Genomic DNA, 16,409 nt, shown 5'->3' with positions numbered 1-16,409 from the left:
TGCTTGCGAACCTGTCCATTAGGCGGTGCGGCGCGGGCCGTCACATCGCCGGTTCTCCCCAACCATTGCAGGAGACGACCATGGACAGCAATCGCATCGAAGGCAAGCTCAAGCAGCTCAAGGGTTCGCTCAAGGAAGCGCTCGGCAAGGTGACGGGCGACCGCAAGACGGAAGCGGAAGGCGTCGCCGAACAGCAGGCCGGCAGGATCCAGGAGCAGGCCGGCGAGGCGACCGATGCGACGCGCAAGCAGACGGGCACGGATCGGCACTGACCGGACGATGCGATACAGCGTGCGTCGCGAGCGCGTGCCGTTGTCGAAGGATGATGATCAATAGGCATTACAACGGCCGGCCTTGATGGACGGGCGCAGGCGCGTACCGCGATTGATGCTTTCTACACACGGCCCACCGTCGCGCGGCCCGTGTGCCGTCCGGATGCACGGAACTTGATGACAAATCCTCACAACATAGTTCCGATAATTCGTTTGCTGCACGGGTATTGGCTACCCACAATCCATTCACCTCTTTCGCGGTGAAAGGTTCTACGGAGACGGAACCGCGGTGATCGGCCGGCCGGTTTGGCGCCTTCGTTGAATGGCGCCCGGCGGCGGACGACATCACCGGCACGCAGGAGGTCGCCGACGCGCGGCAGTCGCGCGTTGCATCCCGACCCACAGAACAAGGACTGCCATGACGTTCCGCATTCGTTCGCTTTCCGGCATCGCATTGACCGCCGCGATCCTCGCGTTCCAGACGGGCGCGGCCCAGGCGCAGGAGACGGTCGTCAAGGTCGGCGTGGCCGGCCCGCTGACGGGCGGCGGCGCCGCGTACGGCAAGGACATCGAGAACGGCGTGCGCATGGCCGTCGACGAAGCGAATGCCGCGCGCACGATGGTGGGCGGCAAGCCCGTGAAGTTCGTCGTCGCGTCGCAGGACGACCAGAGCGATCCGCGCACCGGCGTGCAGGCCGCGCAGCAACTCGCCGATGCGCAGGTGGCCGTCGTGATCGGCCATTTCAATTCGGGCACGACGCTGCCCGCGTCGAAGATCTACGCGAAGGCCGGCATTCCGATGATTACGCCGTCGGCGACCAATCCCGACATCACGCGCGCCGGGCTCGGCACCGTGTACCGCGTGATCGCGACCGACACGCAGAACGCCGGCAACGCCGGGGCCTATGCGGCGAGCGTGACCAAGGCGAAGCGCATCGCGATCATCGACGATCGCACCGCGTTCGGCCAGGGCGAAGCCGACGAATTCGAGAAGTCCGTGAAGGCGAATGGCGGCACGATCGTCGCGCGCGAGTTCACGAACGACAAGGCCGTCGACTTCAGCGCGCAGCTCACGAAGATCAAGAGCACGAATGCCGACCTCGTGTTCTTCGGCGGCCTCGACGCGCAGGCCGCGATGCTCGTCAAGCGCATGCGCCAGCTCGGCATCCGCGCGCAGTTCCTCGCGGGCGGCGGCGTGATGAACGCGAACTTCATCAAGCTGGCCGGCAATGCGGCGGAAGGCGCGGCCGTGTGGGAATACGGGCAGCCGCTGTCGCGTCTCGCGAAGGGCAAGCTGTTCGAAACGAAATTCAAGCAGAAGTACGGCGTCGACATGCTCGCGTATGCGCCGTTCGCGTACGACGCGACGTGGATCGCGATCAATGCGATGCAGAAGGCGAACTCGACGAAGCCGGCCGATTTCAACGGCGCGCTGAAGGGCACGCGCTACGACGGCATCACCGGAACGATCGCGTTCACGAACACGGGCGACCTGAAGAACCCGAGCTCGACGCTGTACGAAGTGAAGAACGCCGCGTGGCAGCCCGTCACGACGAAATCGGCGGATTGAACGCAAGCGCGCGCGGGCTTTCGCGGCGATGCCGGACGTGCTGAAATACCGTGAGCGATCGGTTGCGGTCGCGGCGCGCGCCGGGGCGATCGCACCGGAAGCCTGCAGGCGCGACGCCGCGCGCGACGCGGCATGAACAACCAACGGGCGCGGCCGGCTGGCCGCGTCTTTTACGTGCAACTGGAGTCAGTCGTGAGTTCTCAAGTCGTCATCGTCGGCGGTGGTGTGATCGGCAGCTCGATCGCCTATTTCCTGCGCGCCACCGATCCGACGGTCGCCGTGACCGTCATCGAACGCGACCCCACCTATGCGCGATCGTCGTCGGCGCTGTCGGCCGCATCGATTCGCCAGCAGTTCTCGACGCCGCTGTCGATCGAGATGTCGCTGTTCGGCATCGACTTCCTGCGCACGATCGGCGAACGGCTCGAAGTGGACGGCAACCGGCCGTCGATCGATCTGCACGAAGGCGGTTACCTGTTCCTGGCAACGCCGGCCGGCGATGCGACGCTGCGCGAGAACCATGCGCTGCAGACCCGCCTCGGCGCCGATATCCGGTTGATGGATCGCGATGCGCTGCGTGCGAAGTTTCCGTGGCTGAACGTCGACGATCTCGTGTCGGGCGCGTACGGCGTGAGCGGCGAAGGCTGGTTCGACGGCTACGGGCTCGTGCAGGCGCTGCGCAAGAAAGCGCAGGCGCTCGGTGCGCGGTATGTGCCGGCCGATGTGAAGGAGGTGGTGCGCGATGGACGGAAGATCACGCATGTCATGACGGGCGACGGTGAGCGCCATGCGTGCGACACGCTCGTCAACGCGGCCGGTGCGTGGACGCGCACGCTGTCGTCGATGATGGGCATCGACATTCCCGTGTATGCGCGGCGCCGCAGCATCTTCAACGTGTCGTCGCCGGCGAAGCTCACCGATTGCCCGCTGCTGATCGATCCGACGGGCGTGTATTTCCGGCCGGAAGGGCGCACGTATATCTGCGGGACGTCGCCGAGCCCGGACCGCGACCCGGACGATCTGCCGCTCGACGAAGTCGATCACGACCTGTTCGACGAGGTGATCTGGCCGACGCTCGCGAATCGCGTGCCGGAGTTCGAGGCGCTGCGCGTGGAGAACTGCTGGTCCGGGTACTACGAGTACAACGTGTTCGACCACAACGCAATCATCGGGTATCACCCGGAACTCGACAACGTCGTGTTCGCGAACGGCTATAGCGGCCACGGGCTGCAGCAGGGGCCGGCGACAGGGCGTGGCGTCAGTGAACTCATCCTGGGCGGGCGTTATGAATCGCTCGACCTGTCGTCGCTCGGCTGGGCGCGCGTGCTGGAAAACCGGCCGATCGTCGAAAAGAACGTCGTGTAGTGCGGCGTAACCGCCCGGTGCAGGGTGGGCGGGATTCTCCTTGTGTCTCAAACCCATTGGCCCGACTTTGTCGGGCCTTTTTTTGTGCTTCGTGGATTTTGGTGGTGGGCGCTTGGTGACTCGTTGCGGCCGGTTGCACGTTCGACATTCGAGGACTGCTAACCTGGTGGCCGGTCGTCCGGGACTGCCGATACGCGTCAATTTCGGTGCCTGTCGAACCGGAACAACTGCGATGACCGCTCCACTCCGATACCCGCCCTTGGGATTATGATGACGCGATCGGCAGCCGTGGCTTACGGCATGATTGCACGGTCTGTTCTGTCAGTTGGCCGGCGCTCGCTTGCCGGCGCTTTCCCGATGCATTTTTGCGTAACACGAGGCGGCGATCCTTGAAGCCGCGAGTGGAGCGAACCATGGATCAAGGCGGTGACTTTATCGTGCGCACCATGTCGGCCGACGAGGTAGCCATGTCGGTCGAATGGGCGGCTGCGGAAGGGTGGAACCCCGGCTGGCATGACCCGCACTGTTTCAGGGAAGCGGACCCGGCCGGTTTCTTCGTCGGCATGTGGCGCGGCGAACCGGTCGCGTGCCTCGCCGCTGTCGCCTATGACGAAAGCTTCGGCTTCATCGGTCTTTACATCGTGAAGCCCGGGTTCCGCGGCAAAGGCTTCGGTATGCGGATCTGGCAGCACGGCATGCGTTATCTCGGCGACCGCAACGTCGGTCTCGATGGTGTCGTCGCGCAGCAGGCGAACTACAGGAAGTCCGGGTTCCGGCTCGCGTACCGCAACGTCCGCTATCAGGGGCGCGTGGACGGCATCGGGTGCGCGCATGTAGCCTCAGCGGCCGATGTGCCGTTCGAGCAGTTGCTTGCCTACGATCGCCAGTGTTTTCCCGCGGCGCGCGAGCGTTTCGTCTCCGCGTGGATCGCGCAGCCGGATGCCGTTGCGCTCGCAACAGTCGACGCCGGCCGCGTCGCCGGGTACGGTGTCGTGCGCCGCTGCAAGGCGGGCTGCAAGATCGGCCCGCTCTTTGCCGATGATGCAGACGTCGCCACCGGGCTGTTTCGCGCGCTGGCGGCGAGCATGCCCGGCGAGGTCATCGTGCTCGACGTGCCCGAAACGAATCCCGCGGCCGTCGCGCTCGCGGAACGGCACGGCATGACGAGCGTCTTCGAGACCGCGCGGATGTACACGAAAGATGCGCCCGCGATCGCGATCGATCGCGTGTTCGGGGTGACGTCGTTCGAGCTGGGGTGATGGGGCGGACGGGGCTGCCCGCGAATGGCTGCATGTGGCAACATCGCGGTGATCCGTACATCAAGTCGGGGCGCGGGCGGGCCCAACTATCCGAGGGGGAACTCATGTTTGACCACGTCAAATTCGGAGTCAGCGATTTCGCAGCGAGCAAGGCGTTTTTCCTCAAGGCACTCGAGCCGCTTGGCGTAGTGGTCGCGGGGGAGGGGGAGCCTTCGTACGGCGTCGAGCTTTGTCCGCCGGGGCCGTGGCAGCCTTCGTTGTGTCTGTTCCAGACCTCGGAGAAGCCCGCGCATCTTCACATCGCATTCAAGGCCGAGAATCGAAGGCAAGTCGACGAGTTCTATCGCGCGGCGCTGGAGGCGGGCGGGAAAGACAATGGCGCGCCGGGGCTGAGGCCGCGTTATAACGCGAATTACTACGCGGCGTTCGTCATCGGGCCGGACGGGCACAATATCGAGGTGGTTTGTCAGCGGGCGGACGGGTGACTTTCTGTCGAGGCGCGTTGGGCGGCGGGGCTGTCTCTCGCGTCACGCTTTTATCGAAAGCGGTTGACGGATGTCTTCGAAGCCGCGAGTGAACATGGGCGTGACTGAGGGTGTGCGCGCGCGAACATGAGAAGCCGGCAAGATGGATCGCTCGCACTGCGAGCATGAATTGTTGCTAGCCGTGCGGCAGGTCCCAAACCTTATCGCCGCGCTTCCCCATACGTCTCTCTACACACCTCGCGTAGCGCGTCGACGAGCAAATCCCGCGCCGGCGAGTGCGAGTCGGCCGAGCGGGTAAACAGCGCAATCGGCGGAAGCGTCCACACCAGCGAATAAGGCACGATCGCCACGCCGGCAATCCGCACCAGTTCCTCCGCGATATCGGCCGGCACGATCGACACGGCCTCGTCGCTCGACGCGATCATTTCGCCGATCAGCTTGGACGAGTAACTTTCGACGATCGGAACGGGCGGCGGGATGCCGGCCGACAGAAACAGGTCGGTCACCTGTTCCCGCATCGGCGTATGCGGCGCGCCGAGAATCCAGTCGAGCGCGTGCAGCTTGTTCCAGTCCAGCGGCGTGCGAGCCAGTTTCGCGGCAAGGCGCCGGCTCGCGATCATGCGTGGCTGCTGCTGGTACAGCACCTCGAAGGAAACCTGGCCCAGATCGACCGCCGACGACGCGCGCCCGATCACGATATCGACGCTGTGGTCCTTGAGCTGCAGCAGCAGTTGATCGCTGGTGCCTTCGTGGATCGTCACGGTCAGGCGCCGCTCCATCCGCGCTTGCAGCCGCTTCAGCGCCGCCGACAGCATCTGGCCGGAGATGAACGGAATCACGCCGATGTGCAGGTGGGCCGCATGCCCGGCGGCGACGGTCTCCATCTCGCGGGCGAGGTGGTCGAGATCCTTGATCATCGCCTTCGCCCGTTCGAGCACGACAGCGCCGAGCGCAGTCGGCCGCATGCCGCGCGACGAGCGCTCGAACAGCGGCGTGCCGAACATGCTCTCCAGCTCGGACAGCGCGTTCGTCACGGCGGGCTGGCTGCTGGCCATGTGCTCCGCGACGCGCGTCAGCGACCCGTGCTGCTGGATCTGCAGCAACAACACCAGATGCCGAATCTTCAGACGTGCGCCCAGCCGCCTGACCACGTCGTTTGCGTCAAAAGTCATTGACTGGTCATGCATTCATCATGAAAAAGTGATGGGCCGATATTAAAATAGAATCGTCTCCTTATGGCGGATCCCTAGAATCACCTTCATGGATCGCGCCGGGACTGGCCTGGCGCCCGTGCCCGGACCGAAAAACATGAAACAGACAGAGACACAGCAGCAGGCAGCGTTCGACTATCACGAGTTTCCGACCCCGGGGAAGATCTCGGTCGTCGCCAGCAAGCCGCTCGTGACCCAGCGCGATCTCGCGCTGGCTTACACCCCGGGCGTAGCAGGCGTGTGCGAGGCGATCGCGGCCGATCCGCTGCAGGCGCACCGCTTCACGAGCCGCGGCAACCTGGTGGGCGTGATCACGAACGGCACCGCGGTGCTCGGTCTGGGCAACATCGGCCCGCTCGCATCGAAGCCGGTCATGGAAGGCAAGGCCGTCCTGTTCAAGAAGTTCGCCGGGATCGACGTCTTCGACATCGAGATCAACGAAACCGATCCGGACAAGCTGGTCGACATCATCGCCGGTCTTGAGCCGACGTTCGGCGGCATCAATCTCGAGGACATCAAGGCGCCGGAGTGCTTCACGGTCGAGCAGAAGCTGCGCGAACGCATGAAGATTCCCGTTTTCCATGACGATCAGCACGGCACCGCCATTACCGTGTCGGCCGCTTTCATCAACGGGCTGAAGGTCGTCGGGAAGTCGATCAAGGAGGTGAAGGTCGTGACGTCGGGGGCCGGTGCGGCCGCGCTGGCCTGTCTGGACCTGCTGGTCGACCTCGGGCTGCCGGTCGAGAACATCTGGGTGACCGATATCGAAGGCGTCGTCTATCGCGGCCGTACCACGCTGATGGACCCGGCAAAGTCGCGCTTTGCGCAGGAAACCGATGCGCGCAAGCTGTCCGAAGTCATCGGCGGCGCGGACGTGTTCCTGGGGCTGTCGGTCGGCGGCATTCTGAGCGCGGAGATGCTGAAGGAGATGGCGCCGCGTCCGCTGATTCTCGCGCTGGCCAACCCGACGCCGGAAATCTTCCCGGAACTGGCGCATGCGACGCGCGACGATGTCGTGATCGCGACGGGCCGCTCGGACTACCCGAACCAGGTCAACAACGTCCTGTGCTTCCCGTATATTTTCCGCGGCGCACTGGACGTGGGCGCGACGACGATCACCCGCGAAATGGAAATCGCCGCCGTTCACGCGATCGCGGGGCTTGCCGAGGAAGAGCAGAACGAAGTCGTGGCGGCTGCGTATGGCGCGTACGACGTGGCGTTCGGTCCGCAATACCTGATTCCGAAGCCGTTCGATCCGCGCCTGATCGTTCGTATCGCGCCGGCCGTGGCCAAGGCGGCGATGGAGGGCGGTGTCGCGACGCGCCCGCTGGCGAATCTCGACGCGTATGTCGAGCAACTGCAGCAATTCGTCTACCACTCCGGCGCGTTCATGAAGCCGCTGTTCGCGACGGCGCGTCAGCTTGTGCGTGACGGCGGCAAGGCACGGATCGTCTTCACCGAAGGCGAAGACGAGCGCGTGCTTCGCGCCGTGCAGGTGATCGTCGACGAGAAGCTGGCGCGCCCGATCCTGGTTGGGCGTCCGGAGGTGCTGCTTGCACGGATCGAGCGGTTTGGTCTGCGCCTGCGGCTCGGTCAGGATGTCGAAGTGACCAATCCGGAATATGACGAGCGGTTCCCGCAGTACTGGACGACGTATTGGGAACTGCGGTGCCGGGATGGTATTTCGAAGGAGATGGCGCGCGTCGAAATGCGGCGTCGCCTGACGTTGATCGGCGCGATGATGGTGCGGCTCGGCGATGCGGACGGCATGATTTGCGGGACCGTTGGCGAGTATCACAATCACCTGCGGTTCGTCGACGAAGTGATCGGCAAGAAGCCGGGTGCTTCTACGTATGCAGCAATGAATATTCTGCTGCTCGATCAGCGGACAGTGGCGCTGGTGGATACGCACGTCAACGACAATCCCGATGCCGAACAGATCGCGGAATTCACGATTGCTGCGGCTCGGCAGATGGAATGGTTGAATCTCACGCCGAAGGCTGCGTTGCTGTCGCGGTCGAATTTTGGGTCAGGGAGTGCGGCTTCGGGCGTGAAGATGCGGCGGGCGCTGGAGATCGTCCGGGAGCAGGCACCCGATATCGAGGCGGATGGCGAGATGCATGGCGACTGTGCGCTCGATGAGGGGCTGCGGTCGAAGCTGCTGCCGATGTCGCCGCTGAAGGGGGCTGCGAATCTGCTCGTTTGTCCGAACGTCGATGCGGGGAATATTGCTTACAACCTGCTCAAGACCGAGGCGGGCAGCAATGTGGCGGTGGGGCCGTTCCTGCTCGGCGTCAACGCACCCGTGAACATTCTCACTTCGAGCGCGACCGTGCGGCGGATCGTGAATATGGCGGCGTTGACGGTGATTGAGGCGAATCGGGGTGCGTCTGCCTGATTGATTGTGTCTTGCGGGGGGGGCGCGGCCCCCCACGTTTGTCCGCACCCAGCCGGGCTGAAGCGTCATGAGTTCACGCAGGAGCGGGACGTCTCGAAGCCACGTATCGAGCGGCTTGCCGTAAACGGAATCGATCGTGTTCGGGTCAGACTGCGGAAGCGGATGCATCGGGAGACGACACCGCATCGAGCACCGGCGGATGCGTGACGATGGACTTCAGGTCGACGTCCGATGCACGCAGCTTCGCGGCATCGGGAATCGGGCGGCGTGTTTCGTCGGACGACGCGAAGAGCGTTTCGAACGCGCGGGCCGCATCGAGCAGGGCGAGATCGCCACGGAAAGCGCCGATCATCTGCAGCCCGAACGGCATGCCCCGATGATCGACTCCGCACGGCAGCGACAACGCCGGATTCGTCGCGAGCGTCACGACGTACGTGAGCGACAGCCAGCGATAGTAGTTTTCCAGTTCGACGCCATTCACCGATTTCAGATACGGCTGCGTCCACGGGAACGGCGAGACAGGCGTCGTTGGCGAAAGAATCACGTCATAACGGTCGAACAGCGTCTGGAAGCGGCGAAACAGACGCGTCTGATCGCCGTGCGCACGCACGCAATCCGCAAGACCGAGGCCGATACCCATTTCATAGTTCGCGCGCGGATTCGGGCCAAGCGAATCGGGGTCGGCCTCATACGCCTTTTGAAGGCCGGCGACGAAGGCCTCCGCGCGGAGTACATCGAAGCACCGATGCGCACCCTCGAAGCCCACTTCGATCGGCTCGCATACGGCCACCTCGCGACGGATAAACTCGATCTTGCGTCGGAACGTGGCACGGATGTCGTCGTCCACTTCGCACACACCGAAGTCTTCCGTGTAACCGATGCGCAGTTTCGACACGTCCGTGGGCGCGCGGCCGTCCATCGTCGGATTCATCGCGAACGGATAGCCGAGCGGGTCGCTGCCCGACAGGCCGGCCGTCGCCGCGAGTTGCAGCCACGTGTCGTCGACGGTGCGCCCCATCGGCCCAACCACCGCAATCGGCGTCCAGCCGAGCGGCTTTCGATCGCTCGACACGAGTCCCGGCGACGTGCGCATTCCGACCACGCCGCACTTCGCTGCGGGAATGCGCAGCGAGCCGCCGGTGTCGGAACCGCTGGCTAGCGGCACCATGTCGAGCGCAAGCGCCACCGCCGAGCCGCCCGACGAACCGCCCGCGTTCAGGCGCGGATCGAACGGATTGCCCGTCGCGCCCCACACGGGATTGAAGCTGTTCGCACCCGCGCCCATTTCCGGCACGTTGGTCTTGCCGACGACAATCGCGCCCGCTGCGCGCAGCCGACGCACCAGCGTGTTGTCGTGGGCGGGTACGTTCGCGCGATAGAGCGGCGAGCCATAAGTGGTCAGAAGGCCTTCGGTCTCTTCGAGATCCTTGATACCGATCGGCAAGCCGTGCAACGAACCGACGGCATCGCCGCGTGCGAGCGCGATATCGGCAGCACCGGCTTCGATGCGCGCGCGTTCGAAGCTCGTCGCCGTGATGGCGTTGACATACGGATTGAGCCTTTCGATTCGCGCGATGCAGGCTTCGAGCAATTCGACGGCGGAGATTTCGCGTGCTTGCAATAGCGCGCGCAGCGCAACGGCACTATGACGTGTGAGTTCGTAACGGTCGTTCACCGGACAGTCCTTCAAGCGACAATGCAAGAGTCCGCTCAATGTAGACGACGTGAAAAACGATCGCTAGTGATGTTTATCGAACGGTCAGTTCACTTTTGCGCAACGCGCGGGGGCGGAGGCAGTTCGCCGCTGAGCCGCTCGATAAACGATTGCAGCAGAGGCGGCAACGCGCGCCGCGCGAGGGTTTGAATTTCGATCGCGCGTTCGCCGGTGGCGAGTTCAGGAACGGGCAACGCGACGAGTTCTCCGGACGCCAGGCGCGGGCGCACGAAGAGTTCGCCGCTGAACGTAATGGCGTCGCTCGCGAGCGTGAACCCCAGGAGCGTTTCGAGCGTCGCGCTGCGAAGCACGCTCGGGCATGCGACGCCTTCGCGGCTGCAATAGATATCGATCAGCTTGTGCAGCGTCGAATGCACACCCGGCAATGCGAGCGGATACGCAAGCAACTCACGAAACGAAACCTGTGCAGACCGCGCGAGCGGATGAGATGACGCCACGATCGCGAACACGGGAGAGGGCGCTGAAAACGCGACGTGAATATCTTTCGCCGGGCCGAAGCTGAACGTGAGGCCGACATCGCACTCGGCTTCGCGCACGCGCTGCGTGACGTCGGCGGCCGCATCGACGACGACTTCGAACGATGCGGGTGCGACGGTGCGGCGGAAGTCCGCCATCGCGCGCGGCAGGAAGGTGGAGGCGAATCCTTCCGTGCAGGCGATGCGGATCGTGCGTTCGGTTTCGCCGCGAAGCGCGTCGATTTCCAGCGAAATCTGTTCGGCGTCGAGTTGCGAGCGACGCGCGTAGGCGGCGAGCATTTCACCCGCTTTGCTCGGGACCATGCCGCGCGATTGCCGGACAAAAAGCTGCGCGCCGAGTTCGCTTTCGAGCCGCGCGATCTGGCGGCTCACGGCGGATGGCACGACGTTCAGCCGGTTGGCGGCATCGGCGATGGAGCCGGTGTTGACGACTTCGAGGAAGTAACGGACGGCGGCTTCCTGAAGAATGCGGGCGCTCATGGTGGATCGACGGGACGCGGAGTTGCCCATGATAGCGCCTGTCCGGCCGGCAAAGCGGTCAGGCCTCCTCGGCGGTGACAAGGCGTGCACTGGTCTCGGGCGTCAGTCGTATCGACAGACTGGTGACGACTGCGAACGCCGTCGCCACGATCAGGAAGCCGAATACCGTGTCGTAGTTGCCCGTGATCGAAACCAGCAGGCCAATGACGGCTGGCGCGACGAATCCTGCGACCTGTCCGCCGAAATTGACCATGCCTGCACCGGTGCCGATGATCTTTTGCGGCAGGAATTTGACCGGAAGCGCGAAGACACCCGCGAACACGAACGACTTGAAGAAGTAGACGATCGACTGATACGCGATCACGCCCGCCACCGTTTCCGCGGTGTACATCTCATAGAGAAAGAAGCCGGAGATCGCGCAGCACGCGGCCATCAGCCACTTTTCGCGGCCGTCGAACCAGCGTGTGAGAATCCAGCCGCCCAGCGCTGTCGATACGCTCGCTGCGACGAAGGGCAGCGGCGTGAGCATGCCGACTGCCTTGAGGTCGAGATGGCGCTCGGTCAGAAGATACGCGGGCATCCACGCATCGAGTCCCTTGTTGACGATGCCCATGCAGAACCATGTGAGCAGAATCTTCCACATGAGCGGCATCTTGAGGAGCGCGCGCGTTGCCGCGCCGTCGATGCGCGCGGAACGGCCGGCCGAATCGCGTTTCCGATGCGTGTCCTTCACCGCGATCAGATAGACGAGCGCGAACACGAGACCGGCGCCGCCAGCGACGACGAATGCATGACGCCAGCCGAGATAGACGATGAGCGGCGCGATAGTCAGTGGTGCGATGAAGCTGCCGACATAGTTGGACGACATCAGGAACGCCGACATCTTCGGGCGATCCTCCCGCGCACACGATTCGGTCACGCCCTTCACTGCAGCACCGGGATAACCGCCTTCGCCGAGACCGAAGATGAAGCGGATCGCGATCAGCGAAGCGAGCGACCACGCGAGACCGGTCATCAACGTGAACAAGGACCAGAACGCGACGGACACGACGATGACCTTTTTGCTCCCCCAGCGATCCGCTATCCATCCGCCGGGAATCTGCATGGCCGCGTAGCCGATATAGAACGTGCTCATGACGACACCCTGCACCGCAGCGCCGACATGGAACTCCTTGCCGATGGCCACGAGCGAAAGCGCGATCGCCGAGCGATCGATGTAGGAGATGCAAAAGCCGAGGTAGAGCAGCGCGAATACCGCAAGGCTGGCACGTCTGCTTTTATTGGGGTCGATCATGGTGGACATCTGCCGATAGAGGGAAGATCGGGCCCGCGTCGGTGATGCCGAGCAGTCCCACCGCGACTAGTCGAATTGATCGTAAGTAGCCGCAAATGGGCCGACAAGTGACATATTCAGATCTCTCCGTTCGCGAAAACGCACCTGAGAAGCGCGGCGACGGGGGGTATTGGCGTAATTTTCTGTTGTCGCGACGCCTTGCTTCTCGCCCGTCGGATGTTGATCGCGGAACCTTTCGGACCGGTGGTCGAAAACCCCGTCTTGCTCGACAAGACGCAGCGAAGGGGAGAGAGAAGGGAAATCCACGGCCACAAAAAGCGCGGGCCGCGTGGGCGGCAGCCCATACGACCCGCTGACTACAACCGACTCACCCAAGGAGCCGGAAATGGCTGACGCCGATAATTAGTCACGTCCCAAGAAGCGCATACCGGTGCATATGAATGCCACGTTTGAGCCGGTCCTGCGCAGCACACCGGAACTTTCCAAGCGCGGCTGGCGTTACCTGCCGTGGATGCGTGCCATCGATTTGGACTGACAGCGCATGCCCGAACCACGCATCAAAACCCCGGCAAACGACACCCCCACCCCCCATTTAATGACCAAACCGCAAGACCTAGTGCATAGATATCGTTTGCCGCGGCCTTAATGACTATCGACAATCGTGGCTCGAATTCGCCGCCGCGGCGCCAGAAGCATCACGACGGCAGGCACCTGACGGCTATCCCGGCCGTCCGCGCCATCCAGCTCACGACGACATGTACGCGTTCACTCCCTCATTCCAGAATCCCGCCGGCTCGCCGATTCGCGAGTTGTTCAAGTACCTGTCCGAACCGGGGATGATTTCCTTCGCGGGCGGCTATCCGGCCAGCGACCTGTTCGACGTCGACGGCCTGAACACGGCCGCCGAACGCGCGTACGCGCAGCCTGTCCGCTGCCTGCAATACGGCCCGACCGACGGCCTTGGCGAACTGAAGCAGCAACTGATCGCGCTGATGGCGCGTCGCGGCGTCGCGTGCACGCCGGCCGAACTGCTCGTCACGACCGGTTCGCAGCAGGGCCTCGACCTGCTGCTGCGCGTGATGGTGTCGCCCGGCGACGTCGTGCTGACCGAACAGCCGGCTTACCCGGCGACGCTGCAGGCGATGCGTCTGCAGCAGGCGCGCATCGTGACGATCCCGGTCGACGGCGAGGGCCTCGACGTCGACCGTCTCGCAGCACAGCTCGCGTCCGGCGCGATCGCGCAGCCGAAACTGCTCTATACCGTCCCGACCTTCGCGAACCCCACCGGCGCGACGCTCACGCGCGAACGCCGGCTGAAGCTGCTGCGTCTCGCGGTGCAATACCGATTCCTGATCGTCGAGGACGATCCGTACGGCGACCTGCGCTTTGCAGGCGAAGCCGTGCCGTCGATGCTCGCGCTCGCCGGCGAAGTGGACGGCGCGCGCGACTGGATCGTGCATTTCGCGAGCCTGTCGAAGATCGTCGCGCCGGGGTTGCGCGTGGGCTGGACGATCGCGCCGGCCGAGATCGCGCGCCGTTGCGTGATCGCGAAGCAGACGGTCGACCTGTGCAGCACGCCGTGGACGCAGGCTACCGCCGCCGAATATCTGGCCGACGGCGCGCTCGAACGCCATCTGCCGCGCATCACGGCCGCGTACCAGCGCAAATGCGATGCGATGTGCGACGCGCTGCGCGACGGGTTCGGCGATGCGATCGAATTCCATCGCCCGGAAGGCGGGATGTTCGTGTGGGCGCGGATCGGCGCGGTGTCGTCGGACGTGCTGCTGCAACAGGCGATCGCCAACAGGATCGTGTTCGTACCCGGCAAGGCGTTCTTCGCGGACAACGTCGACGCGGCATCGCTGCGCCTGTCGTTCGCCGCGCCGGACGTCGACGCGATCCGGGAAGGCGTGGCGCGCCTCGTGCGTGCTTATGGTGCGGCGCTGGCCGCTTGAGGAGACATCAACGTGAATATCACCGTCAACGAAACGGCATCGATGGGCGCAGCGTCAGGCGCTGGCGATAACCGGCCGGCAAAGCATCGCTCGTCGCAGATCAGCGCGGGGCCGCAGTATGTGGCCGACGTGCTCGGCCGTTTCGGCGCGGAGCCGACGACCGATGCCGGCGATGCGGCGCCGGTCGTGCTCGGCTACAACTGAACGGCGCAAAGGCGGCGGCATCACACGCGAGCCGCCGCCGAAGCAAACGGTTAAGCTTGCGCGATCGACACACGCACGATCGCCGCCGCCACTCATGTCCGACTCAACCTCCGAATCGCTCACCGAAACGTACGACCGCTTGTGGTCCTGCCTCGAATCCGGCGTCAGCGTGCAGCGCTCGCCGTTTACGATGCTGCAGGCGGCAACCCTTGGCCTCGATGGTGCGCCGAAGGTGCGTACGATCGTGTTGCGCCAGGTGAGCCGCGCCGATCGCGTGCTGTCGTTTCATACCGATGCGCGTTCGGAGAAAGTCGCGGAGTTGCGCCGCGATCCGCGTATCTCGATCGTCGCGAATGATCTCGATGCGCTCGTGCAGATTCGCGCGGAAGGCGTTGCATCGATCTGCGACGACGAAGTGCAGCGGCGCGCGATCTGGCAATCGAGCCGTCCGCATACGCTGCTGCTGTATCGCGCACCTTTGCCGCCCGGCACGCGGGTCGAGTCACCGGAAGAAGCGCATGTCCCGGCGAGCCAACGCACTGCACCAACCGGCGACGGCTACGAAAACTTCTGCCTGATCCACATGACCATCAAGCGGATCGACTGGCTCGAACTCGTGCGCACCGGCCATCGCCGGGCGGTATTCGACCTGAACGAAGGCGGCTGCGAAGGCCGCTGGATCGCCCCCTGATCCGGACGCAGGCCGCTCAAGGCCGCTCGTCCGCCGCCGCTTGCCCGATCATCCAGTTTCGCATCACGGCGATCGCATCGTCGTCGCGGCGCTCGGCCGGATACACGAGATAGAACCCCACCGACAGCGGAAACGCGAAATCGAACGGCTTGCACAGCCGGCCCGCCGCGATATCGCGTTCGACCAACGGATCGGTCGCGAGCGCAATCCCCTGGCCGGCCACGGCCGCATCGATCGCGAGCGACGTCTGGTTGAAGTGCAACCCCTTGTGCGGATCGATATCCACAGGCTCGGGCATCGCTTCGATGAACTCGGGCCACAGGTCGTGCGCATCGTGCAGCAGCACGTGGCCGGCGAGCGCACGCGGCGACGCGGGCGCGGCCAGCAGCGCGGGGCTGCAGACGGCGCACACATCGAGCGGGAACAGCGCATGCGCGGCGAGATGCTTGCCGAACGGCGGCTTGCCGTAGCGGATCGCGAGATCGACGCCGTCGTGGCGGAACGTCGCGAGCTGCTGGTCTGCGATCACGCGCACGTCGTAGTCGGGATGCGCGTCGGTGAACTGCGCAAGCCGCGGGATCAGCCACTTCGACGCGAACGACGGCGTCGTGCTGATGGTCAGCGCCGCGCGCCGCTTCACGAGCTTGTCGGTTGCATCGGCGATCGCGTGCAGTGCGCGCTGCACGTCGGAGAAATACGCGGCGCCGTCGTGCGTCAGCGCGAGGCCGCGCGACAGGCGCTCGAACAGCTTCAGGCCGAGCACGTCCTCGAGATGGCGCACCTGCTGCGCGACGGCGCCCTGCGTCACGCCGATCTCGTCGGCCGCGGCGCGGAAATTGAGGTGCCGCGCGGACACTTCGAACGCACGAAGCGCATTCAGCGGCGGCAGGCGGGAAGGGCGAGGCGGCATTGTCAGGCTGTAGAAAAACTATCGGCTGAAGGCAGAAATACTGGTTCGACAGTCGTTTGCGATGCGCCTACATTACCACCATGGCGCGCCGAATGGCGGCTGCG

General features: G+C 64.4%; 14 protein-coding genes. 9 read left to right on the top strand and 5 right to left on the bottom strand.

The genetic code is table 11. The features are described from left to right. Window positions 1–80 precede the first annotated feature (80 nt). From ABD05_RS19180 to ABD05_RS19160, 5 genes are all read left to right on the top strand, one after another. Window positions 81–272: a CsbD family protein gene (locus ABD05_RS19180; protein ID WP_047901729.1), complete on the top strand. Its 192-nt coding sequence runs from the start codon at window positions 81–83 to the stop codon at window positions 270–272. Window positions 273–690: 418 nt separating this feature from the next. Further along, window positions 691–1,842, top strand: coding sequence for a branched-chain amino acid ABC transporter substrate-binding protein (locus ABD05_RS19175; protein ID WP_047901728.1), 1,152 nt, complete (start codon window positions 691–693; stop codon window positions 1,840–1,842). Between the two features lie 192 nt (window positions 1,843–2,034). Next, window positions 2,035–3,207 carry an NAD(P)/FAD-dependent oxidoreductase gene (locus ABD05_RS19170; protein WP_047901727.1) on the top strand — a complete coding sequence of 391 codons (1,173 nt, stop codon included), beginning with the start codon at window positions 2,035–2,037 and terminating at the stop codon, window positions 3,205–3,207. A gap of 413 nt (window positions 3,208–3,620) precedes the next feature. Beyond that, window positions 3,621–4,466 carry a GNAT family N-acetyltransferase gene (locus tag ABD05_RS19165; protein ID WP_047901726.1) on the top strand — a complete coding sequence of 282 codons (846 nt, stop codon included), beginning with the start codon at window positions 3,621–3,623 and terminating at the stop codon, window positions 4,464–4,466. Between the two features lie 104 nt (window positions 4,467–4,570). Next, window positions 4,571–4,951 (top strand): VOC family protein, encoded by a 381-nt coding sequence (locus ABD05_RS19160; protein WP_047903647.1) that lies wholly within the window; start codon window positions 4,571–4,573, stop codon window positions 4,949–4,951. Between the two features lie 200 nt (window positions 4,952–5,151). Here ABD05_RS19160 and ABD05_RS19155 read toward each other — a convergent pair whose 3' ends face one another. Then, the gene (locus ABD05_RS19155; RefSeq protein ID WP_047901725.1) at window positions 5,152–6,123 is read right to left on the bottom strand and encodes a LysR substrate-binding domain-containing protein; all 972 of its coding nucleotides are present in this window, start codon (window positions 6,121–6,123) and stop codon (window positions 5,152–5,154) included. A gap of 136 nt (window positions 6,124–6,259) precedes the next feature. Here ABD05_RS19155 and ABD05_RS19150 point away from each other — a divergent pair, with 136 nt between their 5' ends. Then, window positions 6,260–8,560, top strand: a complete 2,301-nt coding sequence (locus tag ABD05_RS19150; protein ID WP_047903646.1) for an NADP-dependent malic enzyme — start codon at window positions 6,260–6,262, stop codon at window positions 8,558–8,560. Window positions 8,561–8,705: 145 nt separating this feature from the next. Here the strand turns inward: ABD05_RS19150 and ABD05_RS19145 are convergent, their stop codons facing one another. The 3 genes from ABD05_RS19145 to ABD05_RS19135 form a co-directional block, all read right to left on the bottom strand. Then, window positions 8,706–10,235 (bottom strand): amidase, encoded by a 1,530-nt coding sequence (locus tag ABD05_RS19145; RefSeq protein WP_047903645.1) that lies wholly within the window; start codon window positions 10,233–10,235, stop codon window positions 8,706–8,708. Between the two features lie 89 nt (window positions 10,236–10,324). After that, the gene (locus ABD05_RS19140) at window positions 10,325–11,341 is read right to left on the bottom strand and encodes a LysR family transcriptional regulator (RefSeq protein ID WP_238594166.1); all 1,017 of its coding nucleotides are present in this window, start codon (window positions 11,339–11,341) and stop codon (window positions 10,325–10,327) included. Then, entirely contained in the window at window positions 11,310–12,545 is a 1,236-nt protein-coding gene (locus ABD05_RS19135; RefSeq protein WP_082146164.1) for an MFS transporter, read from the bottom strand. Before ABD05_RS19135 ends, ABD05_RS19140 begins: the two co-directional genes overlap by 32 nt. 755 nt (window positions 12,546–13,300) lie before the next feature. On the opposite strand from ABD05_RS19135, the gene ABD05_RS19130 reads away from it, so the two are divergent. The 3 genes from ABD05_RS19130 (at window position 13,301) to ABD05_RS19120 (ending at window position 15,395) form a co-directional block, all read left to right on the top strand. Continuing rightward, a complete protein-coding gene (locus ABD05_RS19130; protein ID WP_047901722.1) occupies window positions 13,301–14,500 on the top strand; it encodes an aminotransferase-like domain-containing protein in 1,200 nt (399 codons plus the stop codon). A gap of 12 nt (window positions 14,501–14,512) precedes the next feature. After that, window positions 14,513–14,704 carry a hypothetical protein gene (locus ABD05_RS19125; protein ID WP_047901721.1) on the top strand — a complete coding sequence of 64 codons (192 nt, stop codon included), beginning with the start codon at window positions 14,513–14,515 and terminating at the stop codon, window positions 14,702–14,704. Window positions 14,705–14,798: 94 nt separating this feature from the next. Next, window positions 14,799–15,395 (top strand): pyridoxamine 5'-phosphate oxidase family protein, encoded by a 597-nt coding sequence (locus ABD05_RS19120; protein WP_047901720.1) that lies wholly within the window; start codon window positions 14,799–14,801, stop codon window positions 15,393–15,395. A gap of 16 nt (window positions 15,396–15,411) precedes the next feature. Here the strand turns inward: ABD05_RS19120 and gcvA are convergent, their stop codons facing one another. Next, window positions 15,412–16,305 (bottom strand): transcriptional regulator GcvA, encoded by an 894-nt coding sequence (gcvA, locus tag ABD05_RS19115; protein WP_047901719.1) that lies wholly within the window; start codon window positions 16,303–16,305, stop codon window positions 15,412–15,414. Window positions 16,306–16,409 lie beyond the last annotated feature (104 nt).

This window comes from Burkholderia pyrrocinia, from assembly GCF_001028665.1.
Classification (GTDB): domain Bacteria; phylum Pseudomonadota; class Gammaproteobacteria; order Burkholderiales; family Burkholderiaceae; genus Burkholderia; species Burkholderia pyrrocinia.
This window is presented reverse-complemented; position numbering and strand designations above follow the sequence as displayed.

Excerpts from the sequence above, each read along its gene's own strand:
- ABD05_RS19180 (WP_047901729.1), top strand. The coding sequence starts at position 81 with ATGGACAGCAATCGCATCGAAGGCAAGCTCAAGCAGCTCAAGGGTTCG.
- ABD05_RS19175 (WP_047901728.1), top strand. The coding sequence starts at position 691 with ATGACGTTCCGCATTCGTTCGCTTTCCGGCATCGCATTGACCGCCGCG.
- ABD05_RS19165 (WP_047901726.1), top strand. The coding sequence starts at position 3,621 with ATGGATCAAGGCGGTGACTTTATCGTGCGCACCATGTCGGCCGACGAG.
- ABD05_RS19160 (WP_047903647.1), top strand. The coding sequence starts at position 4,571 with ATGTTTGACCACGTCAAATTCGGAGTCAGCGATTTCGCAGCGAGCAAG.
- ABD05_RS19155 (WP_047901725.1), bottom strand. The coding sequence starts at position 6,123 with ATGACTTTTGACGCAAACGACGTGGTCAGGCGGCTGGGCGCACGTCTG.
- ABD05_RS19150 (WP_047903646.1), top strand. The coding sequence starts at position 6,260 with ATGAAACAGACAGAGACACAGCAGCAGGCAGCGTTCGACTATCACGAG.
- ABD05_RS19135 (WP_082146164.1), bottom strand. The coding sequence starts at position 12,545 with ATGATCGACCCCAATAAAAGCAGACGTGCCAGCCTTGCGGTATTCGCG.
- ABD05_RS19130 (WP_047901722.1), top strand. The coding sequence starts at position 13,301 with ATGTACGCGTTCACTCCCTCATTCCAGAATCCCGCCGGCTCGCCGATT.
- ABD05_RS19120 (WP_047901720.1), top strand. The coding sequence starts at position 14,799 with ATGTCCGACTCAACCTCCGAATCGCTCACCGAAACGTACGACCGCTTG.
- gcvA (WP_047901719.1), bottom strand. The coding sequence starts at position 16,305 with ATGCCGCCTCGCCCTTCCCGCCTGCCGCCGCTGAATGCGCTTCGTGCG.